The organism is Lactiplantibacillus sp. 7.2.4 (assembly GCF_018991185.1).
Lineage (GTDB): Bacteria > Bacillota > Bacilli > Lactobacillales > Lactobacillaceae > Lactiplantibacillus > Lactiplantibacillus pentosus.
On record NZ_JAGYGS010000076.1, the window covers coordinates 1 to 14019 of the forward strand.

The window sequence follows — 14019 nt, forward strand, 5'->3', positions numbered from 1 at the left end:
CTCCTAATAGAAGAAAATGCCTTTTGTTCTAGTCGGCTTATCATCGCTGATTACCAACCATCTCATTTTCTCTATTGTATTGTATTAAAATGTTCAGGTCAATTTTCTGAGCTAAATAGACACTATTCTTTTCGCGTGGTTAAGCCAGTGATTGTACGTTATGAACCCCGTATTAGCCGTCTTAATACTAAATTTGTTGTTTTTGGTCTCTTCAATGATAGTATCAACTACCCGTCATTAACTAAATACGCAAAAAAACTGGAAGTGCGCGTCACTCCCAGTTTTTTTAATGTAAGCCCAATCAGCGACTCACCGAACTAGTCCCATCATTATAATTCAGCGTCATCCCAGGCTGAACATTGAAGATATAAACGTTAAAACTAACGGCGTTGCTGCCAACAGATTGACCACGCATTTGAACACCACGGGCTAACAATTCGTTGCCCCTGAAAATTGGGGTTACTTGGTAGCGGACGTAGTTATTGGGACTGGCTTTCAAATAGTCCGCGACTTGGTCTTCGTAAGTCGTCATTTCGGGGTCGTTCAAGGTGCGAGTTCCGGTCATCAGATTTTTGATGTTATTATTTTGACCAGTCAACTGGTAACCAATCAAGTGACTGCGATTATAGAGCCAGCCGCTGCTGATTCGTTTATTATGCCAGCCAGTTGGTTGGACGTTGAGCGCCTCACGTTCGGCCTTAGGCATTAGTGATTGGTTGAGTAGGGCGTTGGCAGCCGTAACCCGGTTCAGTTGGTCTAAGTCGCCGTATTTTTGCCAGGCGCCGCGGCTGGTACTGAGGTCGTCACGACTAAACGCTGGCTGATTTTGATTGACGGTGATCGTCTGTTGACCTGCATAGGTTTTGTTGGCCAACGCTGCGTTACTTGGATTACTGCCGGTAGTGGTGGTTGCGGCCGTTTTGGACGTTGCACCAGCTTGTTGGTTCTTTTTCTTCTGATTATCGACTTGTGTTTTGTCTTTTGATAATTGCTTGGCAGCTTGCTTTAAACTACTAGCAGAGGCCGAGTTCGCTTCTTGAAGTGCAGTCAATTTTTGATCATTGGTTGCGGTAACTAGGTGCGTTTTGGTGACGGTCTTAGTTTTGACTGTCGGTTGTGCCTGCTTCCCCGGTAGACTAAAGAGTCCAATACTGACGAGCAATAAGAGTAGCGCGGGCCAACCGTGCCGCCACCATTGCCGTCCGGGATAATGGCGATAGCTCCGCCAACCCCAGTAGATTGCGGCCAATAAAATAAGTGTTCCGATGATTCCCAATGTGCTTCCCCCTAACGTAGTGACTTGCGGTAGCCGGCAGCTTGTGCTTCAGCTTCTGTACTAAAATAAACCGCATTTTTACCCGCCATCCGGTAGTTTTGACCCGTTTCAACGTGGTAAATCTTTGAATTGCGGTTACCGACGATGCGGCCCGTTTGCGCAGTGTTGGTATCGCCCGAGGTCCGGTTGGCATGGCTGGTCTGAGTGGAACCAGTCTGGCTTTGGGCCGTTTGTTTAGATTCGCTCGCAGCTTCGGATGCAGCTTTGGACTGTGACGCTGATGCGGCTACGGCAACGCTGGCAGCGGATTTGGATGCTGCACGCGAAGAAGCTTTGACGGCAGCGGCGGAACTTGCGAGTTGGTCAGATTGTGAATCAGCCTGACTAGCGGCCAGTGAGAGTTGCTTTTCGCTTGAGCTGAGCGCCTTAGCTGATGCGGCGTTTGCTCGACTAGCCGCGCGTGCCTTGGCCCAAGCAGTCTTGTTGGCCTTAGTCCGTTTCGTGACGCGGACTACCTGCGTTTTGGTGCTGGCTTGCTTGGCAGAATCTTGCGCAGTCGTGGTGCAGCCCGTTAAAATGAATAAACTCGCAAAGATAATTGCAAGCTGTTTAGCATGGTGCATGTGTGTCTCCCCCTTGGTAAGTATATAAATATTATTATACAGAAACGGTAACCGCGGGTAAAGGCTACTTGGCTGTCAGAATACTAGTGGACTGCGGTTTGGAGAATCAGGTGGCTTGCTTGAGGATGGATGAGTGTTGCAAATTGCTGGTAAAGTCCAGTGGTTCAGCTTAAAGTTAGTAATGTGAAATTATTAGTTCAATCGGGCACTCGGATGCCGTAAAACGCCGATAACGGTTGTATAAACAGGCTAAGATTGCGATAATAGGAACAAACAGACCAGATGGGGGAATTTTTTTGAAGGCAAGGTTACAGAAAATCGGGGCGGCAATCAATAAACGCATGGGGATCATTAAGGCGCTGTTTGTGTTCTCCGTCCTGTTATTTGTGATTTCAGAAGTCGGCAAAATCGCGAAGGAGGTCAGCGGTGCGCAGTTGGCGACCGCACTGGCTTCGCAAAGTTGGTGGCATCTATTGAGTATGGTCGTGATTGGGATTATTGCCGTCACGCCAATGCTGACATACGATGTGATGATTACGAAGTTTTTACCCAATCACTATTCATTGGGCTATATTCTAAAAGCGGGGTGGATCACCAATACGTTTACGAATATTGGTGGCTTTGGTGGCGTGCTGGGTGCGTCCTTGCGCGCTAACTTTTATAACCGTGAAGCGACTAAAAAACAAATCGTATTTGCGATTTCCAAAATCGCGTTATTTTTAGTTTCGGGCCTATCACTGTACTGTATGATTTCGCTGGTCCTAGTTTACGGTTTCGGCATTGGTCAAATGTACGGGACTTACTGGATTTGGCTCGTCGGCGGGGCCTTGTATTTTCCAGCCATTTTTATTTTCACCCGGGTCAATGATTCGGAATTTTTTGATGGCTTGACACTAGGTAATGTCGTGCGCTTATTGAGTGGCTCATTTGGTGAATGGACCGGCTGCGTGCTGTTCTTCCTGTTGATTGGGAACTTTATGGGGCTGCCGATTGATTTTGCGGCAGTTGTCCCGTTATTTGTGATTGCCTCGGTCGTTGGTGAGGTTTCAATGGTGCCCGGCGGAATCGGCTCGTTTGACGTCTTCATGATTTTTGGCCTGGCAGCGGTCGGCGTTTCGCGCCCAGATGCCGTCGCCTGGCTGTTGTTCTATCGATTATTCTACTATATTATTCCGTTTGCCATTGGGCTAGTGCTATTCGTCCATGATACGGGACATCGGCTCAATGTTCGATTGGCAGGAATTCCTAAGCAAGCCTTGCAACGGGGCGCTCAGATGGTCTTGACGGTCTTTCTGTACGTCTCTGGCTTCTTGATGCTGCTCATGTCGACGGTCCCCAACTTCGCGTACAATAATAAACTGTTCTTGCAGTTCTACCCGTACACGTTCTTTTTCATTAACCAAGCAAGTAGTATCATCATGGCGTTTCTACTAATTGGGGTCGCGTTGGGAACGGCCGGACGGGTCAAAAAGGCGTTTTGGCCGACCGTGATCGTTCTGCTGGTCGCAATTTTGAATACGATTCGCTGGTTAGTCGTCTATGATGCAATTTCCATGAAATTTATTATTTTCCTAGTCATTATTCTGGCGTTAGTAGCACTGTCACGGCACGCCTATTATCGCGACCGGATGGCCTTTTCGTGGGGGCAAACGTTGTGGGTTGGTTGTGTCTACGTCGTGACCTTCGTGTTGTACACGATCGTGGGGGTCTACAACGCGCCGCAGATCCATCACCGGCACGCGGTTCCCGAAGCACTATTCTTCCCGTCACAGAAGCTCTGGTTATTTGGGGTGCTGGGACTCGTCCTGGCTGCCATGATTTTAGTTTTGATGTATCGATATTTTGCCAGCGGTCACAACCAGCGTTTACAGCAAACGGTGGATGCCGCGCGGGTCAAGCAGGTCATCGACAACTATGGTGGTAATGAAATTTCACATTTAGCTTACTTGAATGATAAGTTAGCTTACTATTATCAAGTTGATGGCCAAGACCAACTCATCTTCTTGTATCAGCTCAAGGCGGATAAATTAATTATCATGGGTGAGCCGTTTGGCAATCAGGCGGTGCTCCAGGCGGCGCTTGAACAATTGCTAGATGATGCCGATAGCGATGGCTGCTCGCTGGTCTTTTATGAGATCAACGAGACGCTGACGATGCGGCTGCATGAGATGGGCTTTGACTTCATCAAAACGGGTGAGGAAGGTCATGTTAAATTGGCTGATTTTAGTCTGGCTGGTAAACGGCTCCGCGGTGAACGCGCGTTAATGAATAAATTTGCACGTGATCAGTATGAGTTTGCGGTGTTGCAACCACCGTTTAGCGCAGAAGTCATGGCCGAGCTGCGGGCCGTTTCAGATAGTTGGCTAGCCGGTGAGACGGAAAAGGGCTTCTCACTGGGCTTCTTTGATGAGTCGTACTTGAATCAGGCGCCCATCGCCGTCGTCTATGATCCTGAGCACCGGATTGTTGCTTTCGCCAACATCATGCCGCAGGGGAATCATCAGACGACCTCGATCGACTTAATGCGTTCAAGTAAGGCCGCCCCATCCGGCATCATGGATACGGTGTTCGTGCACTTGTTTGAACAGGCGCGTGATGACGGCTATGCCTATTTCAATATGGGAATGGCGCCATTATCCGGCGTCGGCGTCTCCCGGTATAGTTTTATTCAAGAAAAGATTGCCCATTTGATCTATGAGTACGGGTACCAACTATATGGGTTCCAAGGGTTGCGTTCCTATAAGGAAAAATATGTGACGGATTGGGCGCCGAAGTACATCGCCTACCGTAAACGCAATTCGCTGATTTTCACCATCCTCCAGTTGCTGCAGGTGGTGAATACGCGGGTGCATAAATCTGGCCAACGCCGACCAGTGTGGTTATTCAAACGGTTGAAATAGTTGAATGGGATGCGTCGTTGCTAGCTGACACGCGCCCAGATTTAGCCCCATCAACACAACTTCCCACACAACAAAAGACCCGACGCACCGTCTTTCAATTAGACGTGTACGTCGGGTCTTTTGGTTGTCATTGCGTCGTAGCGCCACACGAATAACGGTATGGCGAGCGGCTTAATTCGTATATTTAGGCGGTAGGACGTGTTTAAAGTGCTGAAAGCCGTCGAAGATTTCGTCCAAATCATGACCATTAATAAACAGGTCAAGGTTTGCTTCCGGTGCAAAGCCCAAATCGGCGGTCTTTTGCAGCATGTTGACCAGGTCATCGTAGAAGCCGTCAATGTTGTACAGGGCGATTGGTTTTTGATGGATGTCCATCTGACTCCATGAGAGCATCTGCAGGAATTCTTCAAACGTTCCGAAGCCGCCGGGTAAGACAATGAATGCGTCAGCGAGATGCAACATTTTTTCTTTCCGTTCCGTCATCGTACGCGTTTCGATGAACGTCGTCACTTCTTTGAAAGCGAGTTCGCGTTCGACGAGAAAGTGGGGAATGATACCAATCACGCGCCCACCAGCCGTCATGGTTGCTTTGGCGACTTTCCCCATCAGGCCATGGTCACCCCCACCATAGACCAGTTGATAATCATTGGCAGCGAGGTATTTGCCTAGCGCGACCGTCTTATCACTAAAAGCTTGGTCCAAACCAGAATTGGACCCACAAAAGACACAAATATTATGAATTGCCATTTGAAACGACCCCCAAAATAAATTTTCCTAGCAGAAATGCGACCCGCTGCCGAGCCGCATTTTAATTAATAACACCGTGATACCAACTAACAACGTTCGTACTGACGAGACGTTTTAGTCGTCTGGTTCACCAATATCGTAATCGGTATCTTGCATGGCTTCAACTTGACCTAACCGGTAACCATTCCCAACTTGTGAGAAGAAGTCGTGGTTAGAAGTCCCCGTTGAGATCCCGTTCATGACGACTGGGTTAATGTCTTCTGCCGTGTCTGGGAAGAGGGCGTCTTGACCCAAGTTCATCAAGGCTTTGTTGGCGTTGTAACGACTGAAGGTCAAAACTTCATCTGACCAGCCAATTTGATCGTAAACGAGGTGCACGTAGTTTTCTTCGTTTTCGTAAAGCTTGTAGAGGAAGTCGAACATCCAGTCTTTGAATTCGGCTTGTTGCTTTTCGGAACGGTTCTTGAAGCCTAATTGGAACTTGTAACCAATGTAAGTGCCATGAACACTTTCGTCCCGTAAAATCAATTTGATGATTTCGGCGACGTTTGGTAATTGGTTATGACCCAAGTAATATAGCGGTGTGTAGAAACCGGAATAGAACAGGAACGTTTCCAAGAAGACGTTCGCTACTTTTTGCTTCAATGGGTCTTCATCGATATTATCGTAAAGCTTGTAGATCCATTGTGCCTTAGTTTGCAAGAATTCTTCACTGTCACTCCAGTCGAAGATTTCGTTGATTTCGTCAGGCGTATTCAACGTTTCAAAAATCGTTGAGTAACTCTTTGCGTGGACCGATTCCATGAATTGAATGTTATTCAAAACGGCCGTTTCGTGGGACGTTAAGACGTTTCGCCGAAGGGCTTGCAAGCCATCTTGTGATTGTAAGGTGTCAAGCAGTGTTAACCCGCCGAACACGTGTCCAACCACCCAACGATGGTCGTCATCTAATTCACGCCAGTCTGCCATATCGTTGGAGACCGGAATCCGGGTATCTAACCAGAATTGTTCCGTTAGTTTTTCCCAGGTACTTTTATCAATTGCATCTGAAACTTGATCCCAGTTAATTGCCTTATAGTTGCCATTACTGAGCAGTTTTTGGTAGTAAGCCAAGTCTGTTGCCATTTGTTATCCTCCTAGAGATCTAAGATACTAGATTACGCAGCTTTCACATTCATTTACGCCAACTTCACCATCATCGTCGGTAAAGGTCCGGATGTAGTAAATGGACTTGATCCCCTTATGATAGGCGTAGTTCCGTAAAATGTTCAAGTCCCGCGTGGTCATCTTATCAGTGCGACCATCTTTCCATTCGTATAAGCCAGCTGGAATCGTTGAACGCATGAAGAGTGTCAAACTCATCCCTTGATCAACGTGTTGCTGAGCAGCCGCGTAAACGTCGATGACTTTGCGCATATCTGTATCATATGCTGACTTATAATAACCAATTGTATCATTAGATAGGTAAGGAGCGGGATAATAAATCTTACCAATTTTCTTTTCTTGCCGTTCTTCGACCCGATTGATGATTGGGTGCAAGCTAGCGGTCGTATCATTAATGTAAGAAATCGAGCCGTTTGGAGCGACTGCCATCCGGTTTTGGTGGTAAAGACCATCGCGCATAACAGCTTCCTTGAGGGCTTCCCAATCTGCTTTGGTTGGAATGAAGATGCCATCAAAGAGGGCGGCCGTCTTGTCATATTTCGGTTGCCAATCTTGAGTCGTGTACTTGTCGAAGTAAGTCCCATCCGCGTACTTCGACTTTTCAAAGTTAACGAAAGTTTCGTGGCGTTCACGAGCGATTTCGTTAGAAGCTTTCAGTGTCCAGTAGTTCAAGAGTAGGAAGTAGATGTTCGTGAAGTCGACAGCTTCCTTGCTCCCATATTCCATATGGTTCTTGGCGAAGTAGGCGTGCAGCCCCATCGCACCCAAACCAATCGTATGAGCCTGATGGTTTCCTTTTTGAATCGAAGGCACAACGTCGACGTTGGAGTGGTCAGTGACAAACGTCAAGGCCCGCACCATTGCTTCAACGGAGTGACCAAAGTCAGGGGAAGCCATTAAGTTAACGATATTCGTTGACCCCAAGTTACAGCTGATATCGGTACCGAGTTTTTCGTATTGTTGTTGATCGTTGATCAGTGATGGTGTTTGGACCTGCATCACTTCAGAACATAAGTTACTCATGACGATTTTGCCATCGATTGGATTGTCGCGGTTAGCGGTGTCCACGTTGACGACGTATGGGTAACCAGATTCTTGTTGTAACTTACTGATTTCATTTTCAAGGTCACGTGCCTTGATCTTAGTCTTACGGATGTTCGGGTTTTGGACCATGTTGTCGTATTCCTTAGTGATATCGACGTATGAGAATGGGACCCCATATTCACGTTCGACCCCGTAAGGACTAAATAGGTACATGTCAGCGTCCGCCTTGATTAGTTCATAAAACTTATCAGGAACGGTCACACCGAGTGACAACGTCTTTAACCGAATCTTTTCATCGGCATTTTCCTTCTTAGCAGAGAGGAAGGAAATGATGTCTGGATGGAAGACACTGAGGTAAACGACCCCGGCACCTTGGCGTTGTCCCAATTGATTGGAGTATGAGAAACTATCTTCCAATAACTTCATGACTGGAACGACACCACTAGCAGCGCCATCGATATGCTTGATGGGATCGCCGGCACCCCGTAAGTTGCTGAGGTTGATACCGACCCCACCACCGATTCGTGATAATTGGAGTGCGGAGTTGATGGTCCGGCCAATTGAGTTCATGTCATCCGTCGACTGAATCAAGAAGCAAGAAATCAATTCGCCCCGCCGCGCGCGACCAGCGTTTAAGAAGCTCGGTGTTGCCGGTTGGTAACGTTGATGAATGATTTCGTCAGCCAAATCCATGGCAAGACCTTCGTCACCGTCCGCAAAGTAGAGGGCGTTCATTGCGACCCGGTCGATGAAGTTTTCCAAGTAGTAGTCGCCATCGTCAGTCTTTAACGCGTATTGGGCGTAAAACTTGTAGGCGGCCATAAATGTCTTGAAATGGAAATCTTGGGACCGCAAGTAATCGTAAAGCTTTTCAATGAAGCTAAAATCATATTTGTCGATGGCAGGGGTTTCCAAATAGTCGTGTTCACGTAAGTAGTCAAACCGGGCTTTGAGACTATCAAAGGTCATCGTGTTGGGCTTAACGTTTTGTTCAAGGAAGGCCGCGAGTGCATCTTGGTCTTTATTGAGTGGAATCTGATTATTAACGGGAATATTGATCTCATTATTCAAGTCATAATACGTAACGTCTTTTAAATCTTTTAAGGTCATAAGGAATCCTCTTTCTACAATATAATAATAGTGACTGGCAAAATCGACGACCCACAATCATCGTCCAACTGATTGTGGGTCGTTCATGATATTTTGTAAGACAAACCAGCTATGTAACCACGCAAAAAAGCGCGGGTAAACTAGACAGCTAATTGTTTTAAAGCATCGGGACGGAAGCCAGAAATACTGTCTTCGCCATTGATCTCAACAACGGGAACTGCTTGGAAGCCTTGATCTTTCAAGTAATCCACGTATTCAGGATTCGTGTTGATATTCTTTTCTTCAAAGGCGATATTGTGCGCAGTAAGGAACTTCTTAGTCATCTTGCATTGCATGCAGTTGTTTTTAGTAAATACGGTAACTTTTTTCATCTTTCATCATCCTAACTCGTTTTTCTGATAAATTTAGTATACAACATGTGGTGAAAAAAACAATCAAAAAACACAACATCTAGGGCGTGGTAAAAATCACAAACCCCAGATGTTGTGTCAGTGTCAGCCTTTAACCGACGAAAAGTTTTTTTAAATTATTTGTGGTTCACTCGTTGAATCAGTTATCATAGATATAGACCAGAAATTCAGAGGAAAATAAATATGACCAACTATTATTATACACACAATCCGGATATTGTGCATGATGAAAAGCAGTGGAATTTTGAAATTTTTAATCACCAATTTAAATTTACAACGGACAACGGCGTCTTCTCTAAGCGGACCGTCGATTACGGCTCGCGGACGCTACTAGCGGCCTTTGACGCTACCGATTTACCGGATGGGCCGATTCTTGATTTGGGGACCGGCTACGGGCCAATCGGGATGGCGTTAGCGTATCAGTCGCCAGAACGGACTGTCGATATGGTCGACGTCAACGAATTAGCATTGAGTCTGGCGCGAAAAAATGTCGCCTTAAATGGCATCACCAACGTTAATATTTTTACGTCGGATGTTTACGAGCAGGTCACGGCGACCAACTATGCAGCCATTGTGACGAACCCGCCAGTACGCGCGGGTAAGGCCGTCGTTGATGCAATGTTGACCGGGGCTAGTTCAAGACTCGCTGTGGGCGGAACCCTGACCGTTGTCTTACAGAAGAAGCAGGGGGCGCCCTCTGCGAAGAAGTTGATGCAGACCACTTTTGGTAATTGTCAGATTATTAAAAAGGATAAAGGCTACTATATATTGCAGAGTGTAAAGGAGGGATAGTCGTGGCAGAACCAACAGCGGAAGACTGGATGCAAGAAGCGTTGCATGAAGCGCGGATGGCTTACCTGATTGGTGAAGTCCCAATTGGTGCCGTGATCGTGCACCAGGGTGAAATCATTGGCCGCGGCCATAACTTGCGCGAGCATGGTCAAGATGCCACGATGCATGCCGAAATCATTGCGATTCAAGAAGCTTGCGAGTATTTGCATAGTTGGCGGCTAGAAGACTGCCAACTCTATGTGACTTTGGAGCCTTGCTTGATGTGCAGTGGCGCGATCATCAATGCCCGAGTACCAGAACTTTACTTTGGCGCGCGGGATCCGAAAGCCGGCGCCGTCCGTAGTTTATATCAAGTGATGGATGATACGCGTTTGAATCATCAGGTGACGGTCCATGAGCGCATTCTAGCACGGCCAGCGGGTGAGATGCTGGAAAACTTCTTCCGTGACATTCGGAAACGCAAGAAAGCGGCGAAGAAAGCCCGCCGAGCAGCTGCCGAAAAAAATTAGGCGGATGGCTGGTAATTATCAGAAAAATCATGTATTATAGTATTTGCCGCAAGGCCAAAAGGCAAGGGTGGATTTACGAATCGTGTCAGGTCCGGAAGGAAGCAGCACTAAGTTTGCTTCATCTTGTGCCTTTTGTTTTTATGAAATGTAACAGCTCTTAGCCATTCGGTTGAGAGCTTTTTATTTAACCTAACTGGCTTTTACGGCCGATGCTTGGATGACGACTTGTCGTGCACACTGAGTTGAGGTCGCATTCACATACAGATGGTATTAATATAGTAATGTAACATTCGTTGTGTCGGTGATTGTTCAGCATTAACGCTGATTAAAACGTGCCAGTTGGTGGATTCTTGTTCGTCAGCCGGTATGCGCCTTAGTCCGACTTCTTGAGCCGACTGACGAACCACAAGCCAATGATTTTTTAATAACAAAACATAAATATGACTGATGTAAGAAAGGAAGAATCGCATGTATCGGGCACTATATCGGGTTTGGCGTCCCCAACGCTTTGATGAAATCGTCGGGCAACAAATGATTACCCAGACGTTAAAAAATGCCATTATGACCCACCAGACGAGCCATGCGTATCTGTTTACAGGTCCCCGGGGAACTGGGAAGACGTCGGCAGCTAAGATCTTTGCGAAGGCCATCAACTGTCACCATCTGGTTGACGGGGAGCCGTGCAATGAATGTGAGACGTGTACGGCGATCACCAAGGGGCAGTTGAACGATGTCATCGAAATCGATGCTGCTTCCAATAACGGGGTCGAAGAAATTCGTGATATCCGTGATAAGGCCAAGTACGCACCGACCCAGGCGGATTATAAAGTCTATATTATTGATGAAGTCCACATGTTGTCGACCGGGGCGTTCAACGCACTGTTGAAGACGTTGGAAGAACCGCCGGCAAACGTCATCTTCATTTTAGCCACTACTGAACCACATAAGATTCCGTTAACGATTATTTCGCGGACCCAGCGTTTTGACTTTCGGCGGATCACGGCCAAGGATAGTTATGATCGAATGGTCTACATCCTGAATGAAAAAGACGTGACCTACGATGAAAAAGCGCTGCGTGTGATTGCGGCGGCCGCTGAAGGTGGGATGCGGGATGCATTGAGTATCTTGGACCAAGTGATTTCCTTCGGGGATAACACGGTCACCCTAGATGATGCGTTGATGGTCACGGGGAGTGTCACCAAGCAGTTACTGGCCAATTATGTGACGCAGGTGACGCACCACGAGACCAAACCGGCCTTGGAGACGATGCGCGAAATCTTACAAGAAGGTAAAGATGCGAACCGCTTCATCGAAGATTTGATTAGTTATACGCGAGACGTGTTACTCTATCAACAGGCCCCTGAAATGGTCGACAGTGTGGCCATGGGCGAAGATGACCAACAGTTTGAGGCTTTTGCCAAGGAAATCGACGCCGAAGTCTTGTATCAGATGGTCAAAACACTGAATGATATTCAGCAGCAGATGCGGTTCACGACGCATCCCGACGTTTACTTGGAAGTTTTGACGGTCAAACTCGCGCAGTTGGATGGTCAAACGGCAACTGCTCAGCCAGCGACAACTACCGCGGCCGTCAATCCAGAAGATCCAACAGTGCACAAGCTCGCACAACAAGTTGAACAACTGCAAAATGAAGTTAAAACGTTGCGAACGCAAGGTGGTGGGAATACTAAACCTGCGCCAGCGAAACCGCGTACGAGCAGTGGCCCAGTTGTTAAAAAGGTCAACGTTAGCCAAATCTATCCGATTTTGGGTGCGGCGACCAAGAATGACTTGTTGAAGGTTAGAGACGTTTGGACCGATTTGATGAATATCTTGAGTGTGACCCAACGTGCGCTGATGCACGTTGCTCAGCCGGTTGCTGCGAGTGCGGATGGCGTTGTGGTTGCCTTTGATTACGCGTTCGTTTATCAAAAGGCGATCGATGACCAGACACTGATTGATGCGCTCGGTAATGGATTGGACCGCTTGATGGGTCAAGCACCCAAGATCGTGTGTGTACCTAAGGAGCAATGGCCGCAGATTCGTAAGGATTACTTGGCGACTCATCAGCCAGGGGGTGCCACTCCTGAGAAGCAGGCACCGGCCAAAGCACCCGTTGTTGAAGAAGCGAAGAACATGTTTGGCGACCTAGTCGAGGTTCAGCCAGACTAACCATGAAAGGAACTGATAATTATGATGCGTGGAATGGGAAATATGCAAAGTATGATGAAACAAATGAAAAAGATGCAGGCACAAATGACGGCCGAACAAGCTGCTCTAAATGAACAGACGTTTACCGGGTCAGCGCCTGACGACATGGTCAAAGTGACCTTCACTGGCGACAAGAAGATGCAAGATATCACGATTAACCCCGACGCCGTTGATCCAGACGATGTCGACATGTTACAAGATTTGGTCTTAGCCGCAGTCAACGACGCGTTGACTAAGGTCGATGACCAGACACAGAGCACGATGGGCAAGTATACTAAGGGATTACAGTAAAAACGAGGTAAGCACATGCAGTATCCAGAACCAATTGCGAAGTTGATCGATAGTTACATGAAGTTGCCCGGCATTGGGGGCAAGACGGCGACACGGCTGGCGTTTTATACGATTGATATGAACGGTGATGATGTCACCGAGTTCGCTAAGTCGCTGATTGCGGCCAAACGGGACCTGCATTTTTGTAGTATTTGTGGCAATATCACTGAAGATGATCCGTGTGTGATTTGTAAGGACAAGTCGCGCGACCAGAGCACTGTGCTGGTGGTGGAAGAAGCCAAGGACGTCATGGCGATGGAAAAAATCAAGGAATATAACGGGTTGTATCACGTGCTGCATGGTGTGCTTTCGCCAATCGACGGTAAGGGCCCGGAAGATATCAACATTGCCAGTTTATTGAAACGGCTCCAGCAAAATGAAGCCATCGAAGAAGTCATCATCGCGACCAACGCCACGCCTGAGGGTGAAGCCACTGCGATGTATATTTCACGGCTAGTTAAGCCCGCCGGCATCAAAGTAACGCGGCTGGCTCACGGGTTATCAGTCGGCAGTGATATTCAGTATGCGGATGAAATGACCCTGTTTAAGGCGGTTGAAGGTCGCCAAGAGATGTAATTCGGAGGTGTTAGTATGTTTAAACGCAAACAGAAGATCAAGCACCCCAAAGCAACGTACGATGAGCAATTATTGACGACGTTGAATGCGGCTAAGGTGGACTGGGACCGCGCTAAGCAGAACCAAGAGGCGGTCTACGACAACAATACGAGTGAACTCGTCACTCAGACTGCGTTAGCGCGCGCCAAGTACTTGTATCTCTACCGTGAAGCGCGGTTACGGCAAGTCCATGGACAGACGATTCAGCGCTCGGTGATTGATAAGTAGTCCTGTTAGGTTTAATTGAATAGCAGATAATCAAAAACGTTACACGTTAATGGCGGTCAT

Annotated in this window: 14 protein-coding genes and 1 other RNA gene; 9 read left to right on the forward strand and 6 right to left on the reverse strand. The window is 47.4% G+C overall.

Features of this window, described 5'->3' with window-relative positions; all coding sequences use genetic code 11:
• A partial coding sequence (locus KGF70_RS15180; RefSeq protein ID WP_216786487.1) for a hypothetical protein occupies positions 1-321 on the forward strand: 321 nt, incomplete at its 5' end.
• On the opposite strand, the gene KGF70_RS15185 is transcribed toward KGF70_RS15180, so the two are convergent.
• Positions 302-1276 (reverse strand): DNA/RNA non-specific endonuclease, encoded by a 975-nt coding sequence (locus KGF70_RS15185; protein WP_216769368.1) that lies wholly within the window; start codon positions 1274-1276, stop codon positions 302-304. The genes KGF70_RS15180 and KGF70_RS15185 overlap by 20 nt on opposite strands.
• An 11-nt stretch (positions 1277-1287) precedes the next feature.
• A complete protein-coding gene (locus tag KGF70_RS15190; RefSeq protein ID WP_216786488.1) occupies positions 1288-1899 on the reverse strand; it encodes a cell surface protein in 612 nt (203 codons plus the stop codon).
• 296 nt (positions 1900-2195) lie between these two features.
• Here KGF70_RS15190 and mprF point away from each other — a divergent pair, with 296 nt between their 5' ends.
• Positions 2196-4799: a bifunctional lysylphosphatidylglycerol flippase/synthetase MprF gene (mprF, locus tag KGF70_RS15195; RefSeq protein WP_088770014.1), complete on the forward strand. Its 2604-nt coding sequence runs from the start codon at positions 2196-2198 to the stop codon at positions 4797-4799.
• A 171-nt stretch (positions 4800-4970) separates the two neighbouring features.
• On the opposite strand, the gene KGF70_RS15200 is transcribed toward mprF, so the two are convergent.
• From KGF70_RS15200 to KGF70_RS15215, 4 genes are all read right to left on the reverse strand, one after another.
• Entirely contained in the window at positions 4971-5546 is a 576-nt protein-coding gene (locus tag KGF70_RS15200) for a TIGR00730 family Rossman fold protein (protein WP_050339179.1), read from the reverse strand.
• A 114-nt stretch (positions 5547-5660) separates the two neighbouring features.
• On the reverse strand, positions 5661-6671 hold the full coding sequence (gene nrdF, locus KGF70_RS15205) for a class 1b ribonucleoside-diphosphate reductase subunit beta (RefSeq protein ID WP_216769365.1): 1011 nt from the start codon (positions 6669-6671) through the stop codon (positions 5661-5663).
• Between the two features lie 27 nt (positions 6672-6698).
• Positions 6699-8864 carry a class 1b ribonucleoside-diphosphate reductase subunit alpha gene (gene nrdE / locus KGF70_RS15210; RefSeq protein WP_050339178.1) on the reverse strand — a complete coding sequence of 722 codons (2166 nt, stop codon included), beginning with the start codon at positions 8862-8864 and terminating at the stop codon, positions 6699-6701.
• Between the two features lie 140 nt (positions 8865-9004).
• On the reverse strand, positions 9005-9235 hold the full coding sequence (locus tag KGF70_RS15215) for a redoxin NrdH (RefSeq protein WP_003637785.1): 231 nt from the start codon (positions 9233-9235) through the stop codon (positions 9005-9007).
• 222 nt (positions 9236-9457) lie between these two features.
• On the opposite strand from KGF70_RS15215, the gene KGF70_RS15220 reads away from it, so the two are divergent.
• The 7 genes from KGF70_RS15220 (at position 9458) to KGF70_RS15250 (ending at position 13959) form a co-directional block, all read left to right on the forward strand.
• Complete coding sequence (locus tag KGF70_RS15220; RefSeq protein ID WP_216769364.1) at positions 9458-10066, forward strand: class I SAM-dependent methyltransferase; 609 nt, start codon at positions 9458-9460, stop codon at positions 10064-10066.
• 2 nt (positions 10067-10068) lie between these two features.
• Positions 10069-10575 (forward strand): tRNA adenosine(34) deaminase TadA, encoded by a 507-nt coding sequence (tadA, locus tag KGF70_RS15225; protein ID WP_003637787.1) that lies wholly within the window; start codon positions 10069-10071, stop codon positions 10573-10575.
• A gap of 47 nt (positions 10576-10622) precedes the next feature.
• Positions 10623-10720: signal recognition particle sRNA small type (gene ffs, locus KGF70_RS15230), an RNA gene on the forward strand.
• Positions 10721-11043: 323 nt separating this feature from the next.
• The gene (dnaX, locus tag KGF70_RS15235) at positions 11044-12747 is read left to right on the forward strand and encodes a DNA polymerase III subunit gamma/tau (protein ID WP_101874010.1); all 1704 of its coding nucleotides are present in this window, start codon (positions 11044-11046) and stop codon (positions 12745-12747) included.
• A 21-nt stretch (positions 12748-12768) separates the two neighbouring features.
• Positions 12769-13077: a YbaB/EbfC family nucleoid-associated protein gene (locus tag KGF70_RS15240; protein ID WP_003637789.1), complete on the forward strand. Its 309-nt coding sequence runs from the start codon at positions 12769-12771 to the stop codon at positions 13075-13077.
• 15 nt (positions 13078-13092) lie between these two features.
• Positions 13093-13692 (forward strand): recombination mediator RecR, encoded by a 600-nt coding sequence (gene recR / locus KGF70_RS15245; RefSeq protein WP_216769362.1) that lies wholly within the window; start codon positions 13093-13095, stop codon positions 13690-13692.
• Positions 13693-13707: 15 nt separating this feature from the next.
• Positions 13708-13959, forward strand: a complete 252-nt coding sequence (locus tag KGF70_RS15250; protein WP_003637791.1) for a YaaL family protein — start codon at positions 13708-13710, stop codon at positions 13957-13959.
• The last annotated feature ends 60 nt before the right edge of the window (positions 13960-14019 follow it).